This is a genomic window from Pseudomonas edaphica (assembly GCF_965277385.1).
Lineage (GTDB): Bacteria > Pseudomonadota > Gammaproteobacteria > Pseudomonadales > Pseudomonadaceae > Aquipseudomonas > Aquipseudomonas edaphica.
The window spans coordinates 6,155,225-6,177,527 of sequence record NZ_OZ255725.1; the positions used below are offsets into that span (position 1 = coordinate 6,155,225).

Genomic DNA, 22,303 nt, shown 5'->3' on the forward strand with positions numbered 1-22,303 from the left:
TCAGGGCAGGGTGATGTAGTCGTTCTGCTGGATGATCGGCTGGTGCGCGCCTGGCACCAGGTGAACGTAGCGACCGTCCACCAGATCGATAGGCAGGCAGTCGTCAACATCCATCACGCCATCGGTATGGGCCTGCGACCAGTGCTGCAATAGCTGCTGCTGGCCCTTGCGCTTGGCTTCGTGTTTGTCGCGTGCCACCACCAGTAAGTAATGGTGGGCCTCGCCGAACACCTTGGCTTCATAACCACCCAGGTTGATGAAGTACAGGTGATGGGCACCTGCAGGCGGCGCCATTTGGCTGAGTTCGACTTTCCAGCCGTCTACGCCATCGACGGCCATCCAGGCGTCGATATGCATGCCCTTGGGGCTGCCGAACCAGCCGTCGCGCAATTGCGGGTAGGTGGCTTGCAGCGTGTCCGCCACTGCGAACACTACATCGTGAACTTCGATTTTGGCCCTTGGGTGCTTGCCCCCGAGCATGACAACAAACAGCATTACAGGTCCTGCCTGATGATTGGGTAAAGGCTAACCATACTTCGATTGAACCCTTTTGTCCGGTCAGTGCCACACTGTTAATTCGCCAACTCATCAGGAGGTTGTTATGCGCACCATTGATCTGGCCGGTGTTCCCGTGCCTGTCATCGGCCAAGGTACCTGGCGCATGGGTGAAAACCCGGACCTGCGCAAAGCTGAAGTCGCCGCGTTGCAATTGGGTATCGACGAGGGCATGAGCCTGATCGACACCGCTGAAATGTACGGCGAAGGTGGCGCCGAAAAGGTGGTAGGCGAGGCCATTCGTGGCAAGCGCGACCAGGTGTTCCTGGTCAGTAAAATCTACCCTCACAATGCCAGCCACAAGGGCGTGCCGCGTGCCTGTGACGCCAGCCTTCAGCGGCTGGGCACTGATTATATCGACCTGTACCTGTTGCACTGGCGCGGCCAGTACCCGCTCGAAGAAACCGTCGAAGCGTTCGAACGTCTGCGCGAGGCAGGCAAGATCGGTCGTTGGGGTGTTTCCAACTTCGACGTCGCCGACCTGCAGGAACTTGCATCCCCCGCGTGTGCCACCAACCAGGTGCTCTACAACATCGAAGAGCGGGGTATCGAGTTCGACCTGTTGCCATGGTGGCAACAGCACCATTTGCCACTGATGGCGTACTGCCCAATCGCCCAGGGCGGCGAACTGCTGTCCAGCCCGACGCTCAAGCAAATTGCCCACCGACATGAGGCCACACCCGCACAGATCGCCCTGGCCTGGGTACTGCGTCAGGAGGGTGTGATTGCCATTCCCAAGGCGGTGAGCCCCGAGCATGTGCGGCTGAACGCAAGTGCCGCGAAACTGGTGCTGGATGAGCACGATCTGGATGCGATCGACCGCGTGTTCGGTGCACCCAAGCGCAAGCATCCACTGTCAATGGTGTAGCAAACGCGCAGAAACGCTGCCGTCCATGGCCGGCGTTTCTGCCTCACCCAGGGTTAGCCGGCGACCGGGCTACGCCAGTCGTCCGAGCCGGAAGTACCCGCCACTTCGTGCGTCCAGATGATCTTGCGATAGGTGAAATGCACATCTTCCAAATGCGTGAAGTGCGCGTTTTCCGGTGCCTGGCAGTTGGGCATGCGTGACTGGATGTCCACGATGGTCGCACCCTCAAGCTCGATGGTGAAATAGTGCTCCTGGGTGCCGGCCGAGGAGGTGCGGAACCATTGCAGTTGGCATTTGACTTCTTCGCCACTGGTCAGCGCGCTGAACAGCAGGGGCGATGATTTATCGAAGACCTTGCTGATCATCAGCGGTTTGTGAACCCTTTGGCCGGTTGGCTGACCGGATTGCGGGTCACGAGGAATGATCACTTGATGCGAAAAAGCCTGGACCAGGATCTGGTCTTCGTGGCCCTCCTGATAAATGTTGCCTACCGAGTCCTGGGTAAACGTGCCTGCCGTAATCAGTCCTTGTTTGACACCGGTGATCGAAAGGTATGCGGGTGTTGGCATGACGGGTTTCCTTGCCTGATGGTTGAAGTAGTGCCCAGCGGCAGTTGTGCCGGCTGGGCAAGTTCCTATAACAAGAAACGTGCCTGAAATTAACAAGCCCAGTAAAAGCAGGGGGTTGCTTGTTATTGAGCTTGATTTCATTAAGAAGGTGGATGTTTTAATCCGATATAAATGAAATTGGTTGCGCAGAAGTGTGCATTAATTTGCTCGTCTAGTTTTTTCGTGTGCTTATTGGAGGAGAGGGTTAATTGAGCATCGCGTGCTGGTTTTGCTGCGCAAAATGGTGCGCACGCCAATGATTTAGGGGTTTGTAGGAAAATCCTTAAGTGCCGATTTGACACTTGCAGGATGTTATTTGTCCGGCTAGTGTTTGCGAACTTCGTGGAGAGAGTAGCGAGGTTTTTATAATCGTGTTTTTTGCGCCTGAGTGTGCTTCAGGTGTGCAGAATTTAATTGTTTTAAATGGTGTGCGGCCCAAAATGGATTATTCAGGCGCTTTGTGTGGCTATTATCTTGAACTTGCCTTGGTGCCCTGTTCGCAGGGTAACTTTGCAGGCAGCGATATGCGCTTTTCAAGTGAATATGAGGCCTTGGAGTCCGAGCTTGGCAAAGTGCAATCGATACATGTCGGCACCCAGCCGGACTGGCAGGAGGTCATGCACATCAGCGAGTGCCTGCTGCGTCAGCACACCAAGGATCTGCGGGTGGCGGCCTGGTTGACTTGGGCGTTGTACCAGCGTGAATCCTTGCCGGGGCTGGTGGCGGGCCTCGGGTTGATACGTCATTTATGCGAGCACCATTGGGCGGTTCTCTATCCGGCAAAATTACGCACCCGTGGCGCAGCACTGGGCTGGTTGGCGCTACGCCTGGAGCAGGTATTTGCACAAAGCTTTTCGCTCAAGGACCAGCAGCCATTGTTTCGCCGCATGCTTGAGCACCTGACGCACCTCGATGAGCTTTGGTCTGCGCATTTGAGTGATGAGGCACCGACGTTGTTGCCGCTGCGCAGGCAATTGACGCAGCGCTTGGAGCAGGCCGTAGAAGTGGAGTTGTCAGAAGCCTGTTCGGCGCGTGTGACTGCTCAGGTCAAGCAGGCGACGACGCGGCTGCTGATCCCCGAGTCGGCAACGGGTCACGACAAAACGGGTAACCAGACGATAGCCAGTGAAAAAGAGACCCACAAATCACTGCGCGCCTTACAGGAACATGGCCGGCACTTGTGCAACTGGTGGCTGCGCCAGGATGCGACCGACCTGCGCGCCTTGCGGCTTAACCGGACACTGACCTGGCTGGCACTCAACACCTACCCGGACGCTGACAGTGACCGGCTCACGGTGCTTCGTGGCCCGACGCCCGACAAGCTCAAGCGCTACCGGGAGCGTTTTGCCCAAGGGCATTACGGCGACCTGTTGCTTGAACTTGAGGCCAGCCTGGCGGGTGCGTTGTTCTGGTTTGACGGCTTGCGCATGGTCTGGGAATGCCTTGACGCCTTGCAGGCCGATCTGGCTAAGACCGAACTGGAAGTCAGCTTCGCGCTGTTATTGAAACGTTTGCCAGACCTGCCCGAATTCAAATTTCACGACGGTGCGCCGTTTGCCGATACCGCCACCCGGGACTGGATCACGCTTCAGGTCGCTCGACACTTGCAGCCGCCTGCGCCGTCCGGCGTGGTTGTGGATGCCAACGCCGAACCCTGGGAAGCGGCCTTGCAAGAGGTCATGTCCAGGTTGCGTAAGGACGGGCTCAAGGAGGCAATACGCGAACTCAAGCAGGGCATGCACACCGCACGCAGCGAGCGCGCGCGTTTTCATTGGCGTCTGGCACTGGCGCGGTTGTGCGTATCGGCAGGCAAGCAAGAGCTGGCGAAGGTGCAGCTCGAAGACTTGGACCACGAGCTTCAGCGCGCCGGTCTGGATCGCTGGGAGCCGGAACTGGCACTGCAGGTTGCGCAGCTTTTGTATCACTGTTGCGAGCTTTTGCCGCAAAGCCAGGCCATGCGCGAGCGTAAGGAAACTACCCACCGAAGGCTCTGCCACTTCGATGTTGAAGCGGTACTTGAATAGGCTTTTGAACCCCCTCGAAAAAAGGAGATTTACCGTGGCCAAAGAAGGTTCGGTAGCACCCAAGGAACGCATCAATATCACCTTCAAGCCCGCCGTCGGGGGCGCCCAGGAAGAGGTTGAGCTACCTCTGAAGTTGCTGGTGCTGGGTGACTTCGCCCAGCGCGAAGACCCACGCAAGCTCGAAGACCGCAAGCCTATCGGTATCGACAAGAACACCTTTGATGACGTGCTGGCCAAACAGGCACTGGCGTTGACGCTAAGTGTGCCTAATCGCCTGCAGGAACTGCCCGATATCGAAGCACTGTCGATCCAGGTGCGGGTCAACTCGATGAAGGATTTTACCCCGGCGAACCTGGTCGAGCAGATCCCGGAGCTGCAAAAACTCATGGCGCTGCGTGAAGCACTGATGGCCCTCAAGGGGCCATTGGGTAACACGCCGAGCTTTCGCAAGGCGATCGAACAGGCGCTGGCGGATGACGACTCCCGCGCACGTGTATTGACCGAATTGGGGTTGAGTGACCCCACCGCCTGACATTTTCAGTAAAGGACACTGACGCCATGACCACCCAACAGCATTCGCTACCCACCCGAGTGGCTGACGAGCACAGCATTCTCGATACCATCATTGCCCAAACACTGCTGAGCGCGGATGACGAGGCCTACAGCATTGCCAAACGCGGTGTCTCGGCGTTTATCGAAGAGCTTGTCAAACCGCACAACAGCGGCGAGCCGGTCAAGAAGCGTCTGGTCGATCGAATGATCGCCGAGATCGACATGAAGCTCAGCGAGCAAATGGATGAAATTCTTCATCACCCGGATTTCCAGGCGCTGGAAGCTTCGTGGAGAGGGTTGCAACTGCTCGTCGATCGCACCAATTTTCGCGAGAACATCAAGATCGAACTGCTGAACGTCTCACGACAGGACCTGCTGGACGATTTCGAAGACTCCCCGGAAACCACCCAGTCCGGGCTCTACAAGCATATCTACAGTGCCGAGTATGGTCAGTTCGGCGGCCAGCCCGTGGGCGCCATCATTGCCAACTACTTCCTTGGGCCCAGCGCGCCGGATGTGAAGCTGATGCAATACGTTTCCAGTGTTGCCTGCATGGCCCATGCACCGTTTATTGCCGCCGCAGGGCCGAGCTTTTTCGGTTTGGAAAGCTTTACCGGTCTGCCTGACATGAAGGACCTCAAGGATCATTTCGAGGGGCCGCAATTTGCCAAATGGCAAAGCTTTCGTCAGAGCGAAGACGCTCGTTACATTGGCCTGACCGTGCCGCGGTTCCTGTTGCGTACCCCTTACGATCCCCTTGAGTGCCCGGTCAAGACATTTGCCTACCAGGAAAACGTGGTCAACAGCCACGAACACTATTTGTGGGGCAATACCGCGTTTGCCTTTGCCACCCGGCTGACGGACAGTTTTGCCCGGTTTCGCTGGTGCCCGAACATTATCGGCCCGCAAAGCGGTGGGACAGTGGAAGACCTGCCCCTGCATCATTTCCAGAGCATGGGTGAAATTGAAACCAAGATCCCGACCGAAGTGCTGGTCTCTGACCGTCGCGAGTACGAACTCGCACAGGAAGGCTTTATTGCCCTGACCATGCGCAAAGGCAGTGATAACGCGGCGTTCTTTTCCGCCAGTTCAGTACAAAAACCCAAGTATTTCGGCAGCAGTGCCGAGGGCAAGGAAGCTGAGTTGAATTACCGCCTGGGAACACAACTGCCCTACATGATGGTGGTCAACCGGCTGGCGCATTATCTCAAGGTGTTGCAGCGTGAGCAGTTGGGTTCATGGAAGGAGCGTACCGACCTTGAGCTGGAGCTCAACAAATGGATTCGCCAATACGTTGCCGACCAGGAAAACCCCAGCGCCGAAGTGCGTGGGCGGCGCCCATTGCGGGCTGCCCGCATCGTGGTCAGTGATGTTGAGGGCGAACCTGGCTGGTACCGCGTTAACCTCAGTGTGCGACCGCACTTCAAGTACATGGGCGCGGACTTCACCCTGTCCCTCGTCGGCAAACTCGACAAAGAATGAGAAAGGGGCAGGGGATACCCGACTATCGCAGCCTTTTTGAGCGTCTCGAAGGCCTGGCACCCGCCAGGGCCGGAAGTGTAGCGTCGATTGCCGCGCACTTGGAGAACATGCTCGGCACACGTGCAGGCAGTGTCTTGACGCTGCCTGACTATGGGCTGCCCGACCTCAATGACATGCGCTTGAGCCTGCATGAGTCATTGAGTCAGTCGCGCCTGTCGATTGAGCGTTTCATCCAGGTTTACGAACCACGTCTTTCGAATGTGCGTGTCAGGGGCTTACCCGATACCGGCAACCCCTTGGTCCTGGCGTTTGTGATTGAGGCAACACTGCTCATCGACGGCGTTATGCAACCAGTGGTTTTTAACGCGCAGTTGGCCGGTGGTGGTCGGGTTGAGGTACTGCCTGATGTCCTTTAACCACTTTTACCAAAGTGAGCTAAGTGCCTTGCGCCAACTTGGGCGGCGTTTTGCTGAACGCAACCCAGCCTTGGCACCTTTTCTCGCCGACTCAGGCCAGGACCCGGATGTAGAGCGTCTATTGGAAGGCTTCGCCTTTCTGACCGGGCGCTTGCGCCAGAAGCTTGCCGACGAGCTTCCAGAGCTGACTCACTCATTGATGCATCTGCTGTGGCCCAACTATATGCGGCCACTGCCGGCGTTCAGTATCTTGCAATTTGACCCGTTGAAACATGCGTGCACCGCGGTGAGCGTAGAACGGGACACGCCGGTTGAAAGCGTGCTGGTCAATGGTGAGCGCTGCCGCTTTCGTACCTGCTACGCCACCCAGGTGCTGGCGTTGCAACTGAGTCGCCTGGAGTACGTGTCCCAGGGAGCACAAACGCTCCTCAACCTGCACATGGAGATGAGCGTCGAGGGCAATTTGAGCCAGTTGGCGTTCGATCAATTGCGTTTGCACCTGGCGGGTGATCGACAGGTGAGCCAAGGCTTGTACCTGAGCTTGTTGCGTCATCTGGAAGGCATCGAATTGCGGCTCTTTGACCACGAAGGGGTTGTGATCAAGGATCGCGATGGCCAGCCGTTGTCGCTGCGGCTTGCTGCAAGCCAGGTAAAACCGGTGGGGTTCGATGAGGAGCATGCACTGATTCCCTATCCCGCCAACACCTTTTGCGGTTATCGCCATCTGCAGGAATATTTTGCGTTTACGGACAAGTATCTGTTTGTCGATGTGCTGGGGCTGGATGCGTTAGAGGCGTTGCCAAATGAATTGCGCAAGCAGGCGAGATGTATAGAGCTGCGTTTCAAGTTAAACCACCCCGCGCATGCGGCGCATCGCCCCACTCTGGACAACGTAAAGCTGTATTGCACGCCGATTGCCAACCTGTTCAAGCACGATGCAGTGCCCATTCGCCTCGATGGCAAGCAGGATGAGTACCTGCTGCTGCCGGGTGGCATAGCGCGGGGCAATGCCGCGGTCTTTTCCGTGGACCAGGTGACCGGATGGCGCCCGGGTGGGCTGGGCTACCAGGCGTATGTGCCGTTCGAATCCTTCGAGCATGGCAGTGGCAATGCCACTTCGGCGCGCACGCCCAGCTACAGCATTCGTCAGCGCTCGTCGGTGCAAAGTGCCGAACTGGATACCTGGTTGAGTTTTGGCACTGGCCCAGGCAATGAGCAAGAAACCCTCTCGGTTGAATTGACCTGCACCAACCACAACTTGCCACGGCTGCTGCAGGTGGGAGAGATCAATCAGCCCTGTGAACAAACCCCGGAATTCCTGACGTTTCGCAATATCTGTGCGCCGACGGCAAGCTTTGCTCCGCCTTTGGACCAGGACTTCCTCTGGAAACTGATCAGCAACATGTCGCTCAACTACCTCTCGTTGACCGATACCCGTGCCTTGAAAGTCATCCTCCAGACATACGACTTGCCGCGCTATCACGATCGACAGGCTCACAACGTCAGCCAGCGAAGACTGGATGCGTTGAAGTCCATCCGTCATCAAGCCGTTGATCGAATACATCGTGGGCTGCCGATACGCGGCCTGCAGGTCGACTTGAGTATTGACGTCAACGGCTTTGCCGGCCAGGGCGACCTGTTTGTCTTCGCCTCGGCACTCAATGAGTTTTTTGCCCTATACGCCGGCCTCAATTCGTATCACGAACTGCGGGTCACCAGCACACAAGGAGACGTGTATCTATGGCCACCCCGGATGGGTCGGCAGGCCCTGCTTTGACTGCTCTAGCACGCACAATTCGCGAGTATTCGTTATTCCAGGCGGTACTGCAGGTGATTGAGCGCCTGCGCGACAGCCATCCTTCACTGGATGACGACGCGTTATATGACCTGCTCGAGTTCCAGGCCAACCCAAGCTTGGGTTTCCCTGGGCACGACATTGACCGGGTGGTTTTTTTTGTCGAGCACGGACAGTTACGCGCGCGCCTGCGTCTTAACGTGCTCGGCTTGTTTGGCGCCGGTTCGCCATTGCCTGGGTTTTATCAAGAGCAGGCGAGTGGCAGCGTCAGCCGTGGCTTTCTCGACGTATTTCACCACCGCCTGCAGAGGTTGATGTTGCCGATCTGGCGTAAGTATCGCTATCGAGCGAGTTTTCGCACCGACGCCAGTGATGCTTTTTCCGCGCAGATGTTTGCGCTGGTCGGGCTGGGCAGCCGCCAGATTCGAGACGCGGCGCAACTGGACTGCAAGCGGTTGTTGCCGTACCTGGGGCTGCTGAGCCTGCGAGCGCATTCGGCAACCTTGATCGAAACGGTGCTGCGCCGTTACTTCAAGCACAGTCGTTTGTTCATTGAACAATGGGTCGAACGCACGGTGGTCATCGCCCAACAGCAACGCAATCAACTCGGTACGGCCAATAACGTGCTTGGCGAAGACCTGCTGCTCGGGCACCGGGTTGCCGATCGCAGCGGCAAGTTCAGGGTGCATGTCGAGGGCTTGAGCTGGCAGCGCTTTCACACGTTTCTACCCGCCGGCAGCGCGTGCAAACCGTTGTGCTCGCTGGTTCGCCTGATGCTGCGGGTGCCATTGGACTATGACGTGCGCCTGGTACTGGCCGAGGGTGAAGTGCGGCCATTGCATATTGGCGAGCGCAACGTATGCCGTCTCGGTTGGACCAGTTGGTTGGGGTACGAGCGTGCCGACGGTGTGGTCACTCTGGCCAGCCACTCTGATTAGGGACTGATGATTATGATGAATGTAGACCTGCAACAACTGATCCGGACCTTGACCCCGCAAACGCGCGTTGACTTGGCGCGGGCAGCCGAACGATGTGTTACGCGCGGTGGCAAGGAAGTGTTGGTTGAGGACCTGCTGCTGACACTGCTGGAACACCATGATGGTCCTTTGGCCAGGGCTCTGGCGGATGCCGAGATCGCTCCAGGCGAGCTTCAGGCCATGCTGCAGCTCAAAGGTGAACACAGTGCATCGCGCAGCCCGGTGTTTGCCCCGGCACTCGTGCAGTGGTTGCAACAAGCATTAATGGTTGGCCACCTTGAACTGGGGCAGGTTGAAGTCGATGCCGGTGCTTTATTGCTGGCACTTCTGCGCCATCCACTGCAACACGCGGGCAGTGGTTATCAGCAATTGCTGAGTCGTTTGGACGCGCAACGGGTGCTGGATTTTTTGTTGAGCCAGGGATCTGGAACTGGCCCTTTGCGACCAGGCGAGTCGCTGCTGGAGCGCTTTACCCACGACCTGACGCATCAAGCCCGCGAAGGCCGTATCGACCCGGTCCTTTGCCGCGACGCAGAGATCCGTCAATTGATCGATATCCTTGTGCGTCGGCGCAAGAACAACCCGATCCTGGTGGGAGACGCGGGCGTGGGTAAGACCGCCATCGTCGAAGGGCTCGCTTTGCGAGTGGTTGCCTCACAGGTGCCCGAGCCACTCAAGGGCGTACGCATACTGACCTTGGATATGGGCTTGTTGCAGGCCGGCGCCAGCATCAAGGGCGAGTTCGAACGGCGGCTCAAAGGTGTGATCGACGAGGTCAACGCCTCACCACAGGCCGTGATCCTGTTTATTGATGAGGCACATACCCTGGTGGGTGCCGGCGGGCAGGTGGGTGGAGGCGATGCCGCCAATTTGCTCAAGCCCGCCCTGGCGCGCGGTCAATTGCGCACAATCGCAGCCACGACCTGGTCCGAGTACAAAAAATACATCGAAAAAGACCCTGCGCTGGCACGGCGCTTCCAGCCGGTGAAGGTTGGCGAGCCGAGTGTGGCGGCGGCAGTTTCCATTTTGCGCGGGTTGGTGCCGGTGTATGAAGCCAGCCATGGCGTCTATGTACGCGACGATGCGGTGGTGGCGGCAGCGCAACTGAGCGCTCGTTACCTGACGGGGCGTCAGTTGCCGGACAAGGCCGTCGATGTACTGGATACAGCCTGTGCGCAAGTGCGCATTAGCCTGACGGCGGCGCCTGAGGCGTTGCAGCAGCTGTGCGCTGAATTGGCCGAGGGCACACAGCAGCGCGTGGCGCTTGAGCGCGATGTTCAAGCAGGCTTGTCAGTTGACCAGCCAGCGTTACAAACACTGGTCCGGCGTCTGGACGCCCTCGAGCTTGAGCGCCAGCAAGCCGAGCAGGGCTGGATGCAGCGTGAACAGCAGCAAGCCAGTCACGAGGTCTGCCCACGGGTGGTCGCTCAGGTCATCAGCGGCTGGACCGGTGTTCCGGTCGAGCAACTGGCGTTGGAACACAGTGAGCGCATCCCGGGTTTTGCCGATGCCCTGCGCGAGCGAATTATTGGGCAGGAACCGGCGGTGCAGGCGCTTGATCGCAACCTGCGAGCGGTGGCTGCAGGCCTTAATAATCCTGAGGCCCCAGTAGGCGTATTTTTGCTGGCCGGCCCAAGCGGGGTCGGCAAGACCGAGACGGCGCTGGCGCTGGCGGACTTGCTGTACGGCGGTGAGCGGTTTGTGATCACGCTCAATATGTCGGAATACCAGGAGCAACACTCCCTGTCCCGATTGATCGGAGCGCCTCCCGGTTACATTGGGTACGGCGAGGGCGGGGTGCTGACCGAGGCCGTGCGCCAGCGCCCCTATGCAGTGGTGCTGCTCGATGAAATCGAGAAGGCCGACCCAGAGGTGTTGAACCTGTTCTACCAGGTCTTTGACAAGGGTTTGGCCAATGACGGTGAAGGTCGCGAAATCGACTTCCGTAACACGCTGATCCTGATGACGTCCAACCTGGGCAGCGATTGCATCACAGCACTGTGCGCCGATGGCCAGCGCCCTGATTCTGAGGTGCTGGAGGAAGTGATTCGCCCCGTATTGCGCGCTCACTTCAAGCCGGCTCTGCTTGCCCGGATGCGTGTCGTGCCGTATTACCCGCTCGCAGGCGAACGGTTACAGGACGTGGCAAGGCTCAAGCTTGCGCGCCTTGGCCAACGGCTGCACACGCGTGAACTGGTGTTCAGCTACAGCGACGAACTGGTCACGCACATGGTCGAACGCTGTATGCACCAGGACAGTGGCGCGCGTTATATCGACCAGTGGATCGAGTCCCACCTGCTGCCGCAGATCGTTGATCGCCTGCTCAGTGCGATGGCCGTTGGCGAATTCCTCTCTGCCACCCACGCGACGCTGGATGGCCGCGGTGTGCCTGTGTGTGAGTTCAGCCAATGACGCACAGCACATTCAAGCCGTTGCCTGGTCCGCAGGCCTGCACCGACCAACTGCTGGGCTGGTTCACCCGCTTGGGATTTGAGCGTGAGGAATCGACGTTGGCGCAGCTTTGCGTCACGGCCGCTGCGCAGTTGAGCGAGTGTGACCTGTGCCAACTGTATGCGCGGGAGGAAACCACCGGCCAGTTGGGGCTGATCGCTCAATACTTTCCTGACGGGGAACCCTCAGGCGAGCGGGCTGCAACTGTGGATGTTCAGCACCAGCAGTTATTGCACTACGTCCTTAACCAGGGGCGGGAGCTGACCATTGATGAACTGTGCAACAGCGCCTATGACAGCGGTTTTCTCCCCGTAGCGACGCAGCCTTGGCACGCGCTGACATGCCTGCCCTTGTTCAACCGGAGCAAGGCGGTGTGCGGCGTCCTGCTTTGTGCCAGCCTGCGCCCGACGCACTTGCAGGGCTACGCCGTGTCGTTGGGCCAACTGGGTAGCTTTGCCCTCGGCCAATTAGCTCTGCGCCGGCTTGCCCATCCTCGGCGCATCACTGCTGATGCCCAGCGCTGTGCGCCCGTCACAGGCGGCTATGGCTTGATCGGCAACAGCACCGCGATGGAAGTGACCTGTCACCTCATCGGCAAGGTTGTGCAGGCGCCTTTTACCGTGCTGTTGCACGGTGAAACCGGCACTGGCAAGGAGGTGGTGGCGCGTGCGATTCACGCCGCCGGCCCGCGCAGCACGCGAGCGTTTGTCGTGCAAAACTGCGCAGCCTTCCCTGAGGGCTTGCTGGAGAGTGAGCTGTTCGGCTACCGCAAAGGCGCGTTTACCGGTGCGGAGCGTAACTATGCAGGGCTATTTGACGCGGCTGATGGCGGCACACTGCTGCTGGATGAGATTGGCGATATGCCACTCTCCCTGCAGGCAAAGCTGCTGAGAGTTCTACAAGAAGGTGAGGTGCGCCCCCTGGGCGCCAATACCGCCCACAAGGTCGACGTGCGAATCATCGCCGCCACCCATCGCGACCTGCTGGCAATGGTCAGCCAGGGGACTTTTCGCGAGGACCTCTATTACCGATTGGCACAGTTCCCTATCCAATTACCGGCCTTGCGTGAGCGTGACGGTGATGTGCTGCTGCTTGCCCGGCACTTTGCTGAAAAGGTCTGCGCGGCACTCGAAAAACCGGTGGTCAGTTGGTCCAGTGCCGCGCTTGATCAGCTCTCCGGCCACGCCTTCCCAGGCAATGTGCGTGAGCTCAAATGCTTGGTGGAACGGGCGGTGCTGCTGTGTGATGAAGGGGTGATTTTACCTGAGCACCTGTCGCTGTCGTCGGCTCCCGCGGGTACGACCGCCGAAGCGACTCTGCGTCAGCGTCTGGAGCGGGTGGAACGGGTCTTTCTGATCGATTGCCTGCACAAGAACCGTGGCAATCGAACGCGCACCGCGCGTGAACTTGGGGTCGCGCGTCGCACGCTGCTGTACCGGCTTGCGCGTTTGAACATCCCCATGGGCGCGTCTCGAGGGGAATGCTGAATGGCGTATTCACGCTGGCGTGCTAATGGGCTCTGCGATGCCCCGCTTGTTTTATCTACCTGGGAGAACCCCGATGCCTGATCGTCCATGGCGAGCCGTACTGCTTGTGTTGTGTTTGCTGAGCGGTTGCAGCGCCAATTATGTGTTTGATGACGCTGACTATCGTCCTTTGGGTGACTCCCAAGCGACCCGTCGCGGCCAATGAAATGGAGCCTTTCATGCAATTAGTGCTTGAAGTGTGTGATGGCGGGGGCGATGAGCCGCCACCGCGCAAGGTGTTCGATGGAGTGGGCGGCGTGGTCGGTCGTGGAGCCGGTTGCGACTGGAGTATTCCTGACCCCAGTCGCTTGCTTTCCAGTCACCACGGGTTGATCGCGTACCGTGACGCGCGTTATTTCCTGACGGATATCAGCAGTAACGGTATCCGTGCGGTGAGCAGTGGCAAGTCGCTGCAAAAGGGGCAGGCGCGGTTGATCGTGGAGGGTGATGTTTTCCAGTTGGGGCCATTTGCTATCCGTGCGCGGTTGATTGAGCGCGTGGCGTCGCATTGCCAGCCATTATCCACTGCGGGCGGGGTGATACCCGATGATGCTTACCTGGGCCTGGACCCCGTTCAAGAATGGGATCGCCAGTCGATGCACGGCGCACCGCTGTGCGAGCTGGACGCCTTGAACGACGTGCAAGAGGCACCGAGTGCCTGGATGTCTGGTGACGGTGTTGAGCGCGACTACCTGGCCTTACCTGCACAGGCAGACGTTTTGGTAGAGAGGGTCGAACCTGTCTTGCCTGACTCGCAGGCGCCCGAGGCCGACGAAGTGTTCTGGGCGCAGTTCGCCAAAGCGTTGGGCGTCAGTGCGCAGGCGCTCGATTGCGCTGGCCGCGAGGCGTTGGCGATTAAGGCTGCGGGTTTACTCAGGCACGCGATTGATGGGTTGCAACAGAACCTGCGCACTCACGACGAACTGCACAACGAATTGGACCTGGACGCGAGCACCTTGATCAAACGTCCGAACGCGTTGAAAGACAGCCTGTGCATTGACTCTGCGTTGGCGTCGTTGCTGGGCACGGACGAGTTGGCGCAACCCTGCGCCGAAGCGGCCATTACGCAGGTGTACCGGCAAATGCAAGTGCATCAGGTCGCGCTGCTCGTTGCATGCCGCACGGCGCTGCGCACCTCGTTGGCGACGTTTGCCCCTGGCCACTTGCTGGCCAGTTTTGAGCGCGATGACAAGGTGCCGAGGTTCTTTGCCGACAGGGCGCATTGGCGGGCCTACCAGCGCCACTATCAACGAGTGGTCGAAGAAAATGCATCGAATACGGACCTGTTGCGCGGCAACTTTTCCAAGGCCTATGAGGAGCAGGTACGCCTGGCCTCGGCGTTGTTTGCCACACCTCCGGGAGGATGCCCATGACCCGTGTCGCCCTGCCTCTTTTGGTTGTATTGGTGCTGCTGGGTGGTTGCAGCAACCTGTCACCGTTTTCCACATTGACCAAGCTCGACTTGACGCTGGCCGCCAGTGACGAAGTGAACCCCGACCTGCATGGGCGCCCCTCGCCGGTGGTGGTGCAGCTGTTTGAACTCAAGCATCCAGTGGCATTCGAAAACGCAGATTTTTTTACCCTGTATGGGCATGCCGAGCAGGCGCTGCCCAAAGACTGGGTGAGCAGCGAGGAGCTGGAGCTGCGCCCCGGCGAGCAGGTGGCCCTCAAACTCAGGAGCGAACCGCAAAGCCGTTACGTGGGCATCATTGCGGCGTACCGCGATTTACCCCATGTGCAATGGCGCTGGGTGCTGGCGCTGGCGCCACAGCAAGTCACAAGAGCGCACCTGGTGCTTGACCAGGCGGGTATCCGTGCTGGCGACCCGCTCGCCAGCCTGGAGGAGAACTGATATGCAGGCTCATAAAGTCATCTGGCAGGAAGGGATGTTGCTGCGCCCCCAGCACCTGCAACATAACGACCGTTATTACCATCAGCAGCTTAACCGAACTCGCTTGCTGGGCAGTGATGCCTGGGGTTTCCTGAGCCTGGACATCGACCTGCAATACCTGAACATGGGCAAGCTGGTGGTCAATCAAGCCAGTGGCGTTTTGCCGGACGGCAGTCTTTTCGAGTTGACCACCGCCATGGCGCCACTGGTGCTGGAGGTGCCGGCCAACGCGGGTAGGCAATCGGTGTACCTGGCGTTACCGATGACGACCGGCAATCAGGTTGAAACCCGCACGCAGGAGGCGCCGGAGGTGTTGGCGCGCTACATCGCCTGTGACATTGAAGTGGCGGACTCCAATGCGGGCCGGGACGCTCGTTGCCAGATCAGTTGCGCACGGCCGGATTTGCGCCTGTTGCTGGGTGAGCAGCCGGGGGATGAGGTCTACGTGAAGCTGAAGATTGCCCAGGTGCTGGAATGCTCTGCTGAAGAGGGGCTGCGTATGGAGCCTGATTTTGCTCCGACATTTATTTATGTGCAGGGCTCGGGGTTTGTTTCGTCCTGCCTCAAAGAAGTGATCAGCCTGCTCGCCAGCCGGGGGGATGCGATTGCTGAGCGGATGGGCGGCAATGGCGCCACGGCGGGTGCGCAGATTGCGGACTTTTTGATGCTGCAACTGATCAATCGGACCGAGCCGGTGTTGCGCCATTATCTGGTCCAGGCGCAAGTGCGTTCAGAGGCGTTATTCCGCGAGATGCTGTCGATACTGGGCGAACTGGCGACGTTTGCCAGCGACAGCAAACGTGCCACCCAGCAGGTGCGCTACCTCCACGGCGACCAGGGCGCGAGTTTTCGTGGGTTGATGGCGGGGTTGCGCACAGTGCTGTCGATGGTCTTTGAGCAGCATGCCCTGGAGCTGGTACTGCAACAGCGCCAGTATGGGGTAATGGTCTGCCCAGTGGCCGATCTCAAGCTGCTGGGCACCGCGACATTCATCCTGGCAGTCGCGGCTCAATGCGACTCGGAAGAACTGCGCCATCGTTTGCCGGCCCATCTGAAGATCGGTCCCGTAGAGCGCATCCGCGAACTGGTCAACCTGCACCTGGTGGGCATCAAGGTCAAACCACTGCCGGTGGCGCCCCGCCAGATCCCTTTTCATGCCGGTAAAACCTATTTCATGCTCGAACTCAGTGCCCGGGATATCGCGCAGTTGGAGCAATCGGGTGGTTTTGCGTTCCATGTCGGCGGCGAGTTCAGCGAGTTGGAACTGACCTTCTGGGCTATCAGGAATTGAACAGCATGAACATGGACAGTGACTACCCGCTGGATGAAAAAACCGTGTTGCTGGATCGTAACGGCCACGGCCCGGTACAGCGCCCGGTGACGGACTTTCCCTCGCCACCGCGTTTTGAACAGTTGGAAGACCGCATGGTCTACGCCGCCGCTGTGCAGGGCGCTCAACGTTTCAACGTGGGCCTCAACCCGCTGGTGACAGCGGCCTGGGAACTGATGTCCGAGATGCTTGAACTTAAACTCAGCAGCGGTCGGGAAAACCTGCAGACACTCAATGAGCGACTGGCCGCAAGCCTCACACGCTTCGAGGTCCGCGCCCAGCATGAAGGCATGGAAAGCGCTCAGGTGATTGCTGCTCGCTATGTGCTGTGCAGCGTCGTTGATGAAGCGGTAGTCACCACGGCGTGGGGAAGTCGCAGCGACTGGTCGAAGATCAGTCTGCTGAGCCGTTTTCACAACGAAACCTTTGGCGGCGAAAAGTTTTTCCAGCTGTTGGAGCGACTGTCTCGCGACCCCGTAAAGCACTTGGCCATGCTGGAACTGATGTACCTGTGCCTGTCGATGGGTTTTGAAGGCAAATACAGGGTCATGGAGCGCGGCGTGACCGAGCTTGAGGGCGTCCGTGACGCCTTGTATCGCCAGATAAGACACGTGCGTGGCGACCCGGTGTCTGTGTCCGCCTGTGTTCCCCGACCGGAGCCGGCACGCCGCAAGCGGCTGCGCACACTCTCCGCAACCTGGTGTGTGGCGTTAGGCTTGATCGCTTTGCTGGCGATGTATTCGGCAACTGCCTGGGTACTGGAGCAGGAGCGAGCCCATGCATTGCAACCCTTTCAATCTTCGGCGCCGGAACTGACTCCGACGCCCTTGTAACGCTGGGAACATTGAATGAACGCATTCTTCAAGGGCGCGGGTAACCTGCTGCGCATCGTTTGGGTATGGAGCTTGTTGCTGGTGCTTTCCAGCGCGTGCCTGGTGTGGTTTTTCGGGCCTGTGCTGGCGGTGGATGACCACCGGTTCTGGCAAGGTGCTACGGCTCGGCTCGTGACTATCAGCGGGCTGTTTCTGCTATGGGGGCTGGCGATGGTCATTGCGGGCGCACGCCACAGCGCAAGGTCCAAAACCGACGAAAGCCGGACCGACCGTCAGCATCCGGGGCTGGTAGAGGATGAGCGCAAACAGGTACGCGCCCGTTTCAAGGACGCGCTGCACACCTTGAAAACATCTCGCCACTATTTCGGGCGCAGCGTGCGCTCACGCAACGAACTGCCCTGGTACTTGTTGATCGGACAGCGAGGCAGCGGCAAGAGCGCTTTGCTGGCAGCGAATGGCTTGCAGCGCCCGCCGGATCACCTTCAAGCCACATCATCAGGGGCCAGCGCCTACTGTGACTGGTTCTTCGCCGATCAGGGCGTCCTGATGGAGAGTGCCGGGCGCTACCTGGACCAGCCCGACCGCGCGGTCGATGCCGCAGGTTGGTCAACATTACTCGGGCTGCTCAAGTCCAGGCGGCGAGTACGTCCACTCAACGGCGTGGTGGTGACGTTGTCGGTGGACACCCTGTTGGGCAGCAATGAGCATGATCTGGAGCGCCATGCACGGCATGTGCATTCCAGGTTACAAGATATCCAGCAGACGCTGCATATCGATATTCCGGTTTATCTGGTGCTGACCCACGCTGACCACATCCCAGGCTTTACCGCGTTTTTTGATACGCCGCACGACAGCGCCGCAGAGGGCGTACTCGGTGAGCTGATCACTGGCAGCCACACGGGTGTGCCTATGGCGCAGGTGCGTCAGGTGTTCGAGACGTTGCTGCAGCGCCTGAGTGGCGAACTGGTGCAGCGCCTGCACCAGGAGCGCAATGTCGAGCGCCGTGGCTGGATGCTGGGTTTTGTGCCCCAGGTGGCACGCATCGGTGAGCGTTTATGCCTGTTTATCGAAGTTGCGTTCTGCGCCCATCGCAATCAGCGCATCCAGGGGTTGCGAGGTTTCTATTTGACCTGTGCCGGTGAGCGGCACGAACGCTTTGTCCAAGGTCTTTTCAATCAGGTGATTTTCGCCGAGGCCGATCTTGCGGGGCTGCACGCCGAGGAGCACCGACGCATTCGTTGGCAGCAGGCGGGATGGGCGAGCGCCGTAGCACTGGTCATCGGTGCGGCGGGCATGCTCTGGGTGCACAGCTATGGGATCAACCACCAACGCCTGGAGCTGTTGGCGCAGTTAGGTCAAGTTAGTACGCCAGCCCCGGACGATGCAGACCATACGTTGGGGTTACTGACATTGCTGGACAATCGCCTGGCGGCCACTCGGGTGTTTCCGCCGGTGTCAGAGGCCGGCGTGCTGGAGAGAGCCGGACTGTTTCAGGGCGAAGTGAGCCGACCACCGTTGGTCAGTGCCTACAACGACGCCCTGCAGCAAATGGTCGCCCAGGTCGCTTCACTGCTCGAAGCACAGGTGCGGTCGAGCCTTGGGGATCGCGAACGGTTACTGGATAACCTGCGCGCCTACCTGATGCTCAATCTGCGCGAGCGACGTGATGCCGGGTGGCTGGCGGAGCGCGTGGCGACTCGGTGGTCCGAGCGCTATGCCGGTGAGGCTTCGACGCAGGCGCGCCTGAGTGAGCACTTCGGCCGGCTGCTTGAACAACCTTTTGCCGCGCCACTCAATGATGAACTGGTCGCCCAGGCTCGCCAGGTGCTGCGCGGAGAGTCGCTGGCAGACGTGGTATATCGCGTGCTGCGCGAGCAATCGCACACGCTGGAGCCCAGCCGTCTCACCGACGGCACTGTGTTCATGGCGCTGGACCAACCGATTTCCGGGTTTTACAGCAAGCGCTATGTGCAGTATTTCGACCAGCAAGGCCCGCGATTGGTTAACGCGATTGTCCTGGATAATTGGGTGCTGGGGCAGGCGACTGACCTCAGTGCGATGGAGTTGCGCCGGTTGATAGTCGAGCTCGAACAGCGCTATTTCAGCGAGTACGCCGATGCGTGGAGCCAGGCCCTGGGCCAGATCCGATTACGCGAAACCGAAAACCTGCGCCAGGACGCCGAACAACTGGCGAGCCTCACCTCGGCGCAATCACCACTGGTGTTGTTGTTACAGCAGGTGCGTGAAAATACCCGTTTGCTATCCACTGATGACCCGATGTCAGCGGTGCCCCACGAGGCCGGTGACGTGGCGGCTATCGCTCAGTCGATGGCTGCCCGTGTACGCGCGGGTGTTTTGCCCAAGCCCACAGGCGATGACGCTGCAAGACGCGCCTTGCAACGCCGTTTCGAGCCTTTGCATCAACTGCTTGATGAGCAGCAAAACCCGGGTGAGCAACTGACCCAGGCGTTGCGCCAGCTTGATGCTGTGCACCTGCAAATGGCAGCGCTGAACCGCGAAGGGTCACCGGAGCAGGCGGCTTTCCAGATGGTGAAACGGCGTATGGAAGGGCAACAACCTGGGTTGGGACAGTTACGCGATATTGCCGCACGTTTGCCGCTGCCGCTCAAAGGTTGGGTCGAGGGCCTTGCCGACGACAGTTGGCGGCATTTGTTCGATGAGGCCTATACGCATGTGAACCAACGCTACCAGAGCGAGGTGTATAGCCTGTATGCCAAGGCTATTCGCCAGCGTTACCCGTTCAATGCCCATGCCAGCAGCGACGTGGCCCTGGGCGACTTCGAGGAGTTTTTTAAACCCCAGGGCGTGCTGGCAAGGTTCCATGAAACCTACCTGCGCCCGTTTATCAGCGCCGACGGCGGGCGTTATCGCTTGCGCGGCCTGGAAGGCCAGAGCCTGCCAATGTCGCGCGCGCTGCTGGAACAACTCGGCAAAGCGCAGACCATCCGCCGTGGTTTTTTTGGTGGCGACCCAGGCGAGTTGTCGGTTCGATTTACGTTGGCACCTTATAGCCTGGATCAGGCGGTCAGCCGCGCGGTGTTGAGCTTTGGCGGTCAGCAGTTGGAGTACCGTCATGGGCCGATTGTGCCTGTGACGTTCCAGTGGCCCAGCGAGGTGGAAAATGGTCGCAGCAGCCTGGTATTGGAACGAGGTGCACAGCGGCCGTTGGGCATCGAGAAGAACAGCGGGGCCTGGTCGTTGTTCCGGTTTTTTGACTTGCTGCACAGCGAGCCCGCCAGTGGGCGCGATGCGCAAATACTCAAATCCGACCTCGCCGGTTTGCGTGCCAATTACCTGTTGGTCAGCCAGCGCACACCCAGCCCGTTTCAGATGGACACGTGGCGCACGTTCCGTTTGCCGGAGCGGCTGTGACCGCGCCGCAAGCCGCCGCAAACAGCGCGGCACGTACTCAACGTGGCAAGGCCAGGCAGCGCAACGAAGATGCGTTCCTCGACTGCCCCCAACAAGGTTGCTGGGCGGTTGCCGACGGTATGGGCGGCCACCGGGCCGGACACAGGGCCAGCCAATGGGTGGTCGACAGCCTTGCCGCGTTGCCGGCCCACGGTACGTTCGATCAGCGCATCGATGCGGTGCGGCGATGCCTGCAACGGCTCAATCAGTGTTGGGGGGATAACACCTCACCGCCGGCCGCAGGTCGCGACGACAGGATGGGCAGTACCGTGGTGGTCCTGCTGCTGGAGGGCCGGCGCGCAGCGTGTATCTGGGCGGGGGACAGCCGCTGTTACCTGTGGCGAGGCGGGCGGTTGTATCAGCTGTCGCGCGATCACTCACTGCTGCGCCAATTGATGGATGAGCAGCGATTGAGCCTGGCGCAGGCCCAGGCGCATCCCGACGCCAGGGCATTGACCCGCGCCGTAGGCGCGCGGCACCCGCTGAAACTCGAGGTGCTGGAGTTGGGCGCGCACCCAGGCGATGTGTTTGTGCTGTGCAGTGACGGTATGTACCAGGCGATGACGCACGCCGAGCTGGGCAGCGCCATGGACAGCGGTACGCCGCAACAGGTGGTGGCGCGGCTGTTCACGGCGGCGCTACGCGGGCCGGCGCGGGATGACCTGACGGCCGTGGTGGTGCGCGTATGACCACGGCACCTGGCATGCCCACCTTGCTGGCGGGGCGTTATCACCTGGAGCGCGTGTTGGGCTCGGGCGGCATGGGTGTGGTCTACCGGGCGCGCGACCTGCTGCATGAGCAGTTTGGCGAGCCCTGTTCCAGCGTGGCAATCAAGGTGCTCGGTGAGAATCTCCGCCTGGCGCCCGATGCACATGTGCTGCTCTACAGCGAGTTTGCCCTGACCCGCAGCCTGCAGCATGAGCGCGTGGTACGCATGTTTGCGTTTGAGGTGGATATCAGCAGCCAGATCGCGTTTTTCAGCATGGAGTTGATGCACGGCATGACCCTGGACCGGCTGCTGCTGGAGTGTCCCGATGGCTTGCCGTGGCGTGAGTTGCAGCCTCTGGCTGTGCAGCTGCTGGATGCCGTGGCGTATGTGCATCGTCAAGGTGTGCTGCATGGGGATGTGAAGCCGGTGAATATCATGGTGGGTGAAGAGGGCATTCGTTTGTTCGATTTCGGCCTCGGGCAGGCGACGGCGGAGGCGATGGCAGGGCTGGCGAGTGTGAGTCGTGATCGTTTTAATGCCTGGACACCGGCTTATGCTGCGCCGGAGTTGTTGGCGGGCGGTGCATTGACGGCGAGTGCTGATCTGTATGCGGTGGCGTGTGTGGTGTATGAGTTGGCCCATGGCAAACGCTTGGGCGAGCGTCGGGCCACTGAGCGGCTGGAGCGCCCCCGGCAGCTGCCCGCAGCGTGCTGGCCAGCCTTGCGCTTGGCGTTGGCGATGGATCCTGAGCGCCGAACGATCAGCGTGGAGGCGTTGGGCGAGGTTATGGCGCGTTGTCGATGGCGCTGGTTCAGGTAGCTATGGGTGCCTGCCAAGGTATCGATTTGGCCTAC

The 22,303-nt window shown here is 59.6% G+C and carries 18 protein-coding genes; 16 read left to right on the forward strand and 2 right to left on the reverse strand.

Going from position 1 to position 22,303, the window contains the following annotated elements; genetic code table 11:
* A complete protein-coding gene (locus ACQY47_RS28085) occupies nt 1-495 on the reverse strand; it encodes a DUF1543 domain-containing protein (protein WP_428553816.1) in 495 nt (164 codons plus the stop codon).
* A 106-nt stretch (nt 496-601) separates the two neighbouring features.
* On the opposite strand from ACQY47_RS28085, the gene ACQY47_RS28090 reads away from it, so the two are divergent.
* Entirely contained in the window at nt 602-1,423 is an 822-nt protein-coding gene (locus tag ACQY47_RS28090) for an aldo/keto reductase (RefSeq protein WP_170040061.1), read from the forward strand.
* Between the two features lie 53 nt (nt 1,424-1,476).
* Here the strand turns inward: ACQY47_RS28090 and ACQY47_RS28095 are convergent, their stop codons facing one another.
* Nucleotides 1,477-1,992, reverse strand: a complete 516-nt coding sequence (locus tag ACQY47_RS28095) for an Hcp family type VI secretion system effector (protein WP_017136833.1) — start codon at nt 1,990-1,992, stop codon at nt 1,477-1,479.
* Between the two features lie 479 nt (nt 1,993-2,471).
* Between ACQY47_RS28095 and tssA the strand changes: the two genes are divergently transcribed.
* From tssA to ACQY47_RS28170, 15 genes are all read left to right on the forward strand, one after another.
* The gene (gene tssA, locus ACQY47_RS28100; RefSeq protein ID WP_428557400.1) at nt 2,472-4,055 is read left to right on the forward strand and encodes a type VI secretion system protein TssA; all 1,584 of its coding nucleotides are present in this window, start codon (nt 2,472-2,474) and stop codon (nt 4,053-4,055) included.
* A 34-nt stretch (nt 4,056-4,089) separates the two neighbouring features.
* Nucleotides 4,090-4,587, forward strand: a complete 498-nt coding sequence (tssB, locus tag ACQY47_RS28105; protein ID WP_017136831.1) for a type VI secretion system contractile sheath small subunit — start codon at nt 4,090-4,092, stop codon at nt 4,585-4,587.
* Nucleotides 4,588-4,613: 26 nt separating this feature from the next.
* The gene (gene tssC, locus ACQY47_RS28110; RefSeq protein WP_428553823.1) at nt 4,614-6,089 is read left to right on the forward strand and encodes a type VI secretion system contractile sheath large subunit; all 1,476 of its coding nucleotides are present in this window, start codon (nt 4,614-4,616) and stop codon (nt 6,087-6,089) included.
* The gene (gene tssE, locus ACQY47_RS28115; protein ID WP_268938826.1) at nt 6,086-6,505 is read left to right on the forward strand and encodes a type VI secretion system baseplate subunit TssE; all 420 of its coding nucleotides are present in this window, start codon (nt 6,086-6,088) and stop codon (nt 6,503-6,505) included. Before tssC ends, tssE begins: the two co-directional genes overlap by 4 nt.
* Entirely contained in the window at nt 6,495-8,282 is a 1,788-nt protein-coding gene (gene tssF / locus ACQY47_RS28120) for a type VI secretion system baseplate subunit TssF (protein WP_428553827.1), read from the forward strand. The genes tssE and tssF overlap by 11 nt, the downstream gene beginning before the upstream one ends.
* A complete protein-coding gene (gene tssG / locus ACQY47_RS28125; RefSeq protein ID WP_428553830.1) occupies nt 8,246-9,238 on the forward strand; it encodes a type VI secretion system baseplate subunit TssG in 993 nt (330 codons plus the stop codon). The genes tssF and tssG overlap by 37 nt, the downstream gene beginning before the upstream one ends.
* Before the next feature lie 6 nt (nt 9,239-9,244).
* Nucleotides 9,245-11,689, forward strand: coding sequence for an AAA family ATPase (locus ACQY47_RS28130; protein WP_428553833.1), 2,445 nt, complete (start codon nt 9,245-9,247; stop codon nt 11,687-11,689).
* The gene (locus ACQY47_RS28135; RefSeq protein ID WP_428553836.1) at nt 11,686-13,215 is read left to right on the forward strand and encodes a sigma-54 interaction domain-containing protein; all 1,530 of its coding nucleotides are present in this window, start codon (nt 11,686-11,688) and stop codon (nt 13,213-13,215) included. The genes ACQY47_RS28130 and ACQY47_RS28135 overlap by 4 nt, the downstream gene beginning before the upstream one ends.
* A 218-nt stretch (nt 13,216-13,433) precedes the next feature.
* A complete protein-coding gene (tagH, locus tag ACQY47_RS28140) occupies nt 13,434-14,627 on the forward strand; it encodes a type VI secretion system-associated FHA domain protein TagH (protein WP_428553839.1) in 1,194 nt (397 codons plus the stop codon).
* Nucleotides 14,624-15,106, forward strand: coding sequence for a type VI secretion system lipoprotein TssJ (gene tssJ / locus ACQY47_RS28145; RefSeq protein ID WP_017136823.1), 483 nt, complete (start codon nt 14,624-14,626; stop codon nt 15,104-15,106). The genes tagH and tssJ overlap by 4 nt, the downstream gene beginning before the upstream one ends.
* 1 nt (nt 15,107) lies before the next feature.
* A complete protein-coding gene (gene tssK, locus ACQY47_RS28150) occupies nt 15,108-16,436 on the forward strand; it encodes a type VI secretion system baseplate subunit TssK (RefSeq protein WP_428553843.1) in 1,329 nt (442 codons plus the stop codon).
* Between the two features lie 5 nt (nt 16,437-16,441).
* On the forward strand, nt 16,442-17,308 hold the full coding sequence (icmH, locus tag ACQY47_RS28155) for a type IVB secretion system protein IcmH/DotU (RefSeq protein WP_428553846.1): 867 nt from the start codon (nt 16,442-16,444) through the stop codon (nt 17,306-17,308).
* Between the two features lie 15 nt (nt 17,309-17,323).
* Nucleotides 17,324-20,701, forward strand: coding sequence for a type VI secretion system membrane subunit TssM (tssM, locus tag ACQY47_RS28160; protein ID WP_428553849.1), 3,378 nt, complete (start codon nt 17,324-17,326; stop codon nt 20,699-20,701).
* A complete protein-coding gene (locus ACQY47_RS28165; RefSeq protein ID WP_428553852.1) occupies nt 20,698-21,429 on the forward strand; it encodes a PP2C family protein-serine/threonine phosphatase in 732 nt (243 codons plus the stop codon). The genes tssM and ACQY47_RS28165 overlap by 4 nt, the downstream gene beginning before the upstream one ends.
* On the forward strand, nt 21,426-22,268 hold the full coding sequence (locus tag ACQY47_RS28170; protein ID WP_099547829.1) for a serine/threonine-protein kinase: 843 nt from the start codon (nt 21,426-21,428) through the stop codon (nt 22,266-22,268). Before ACQY47_RS28165 ends, ACQY47_RS28170 begins: the two co-directional genes overlap by 4 nt.
* Nucleotides 22,269-22,303 lie beyond the last annotated feature (35 nt).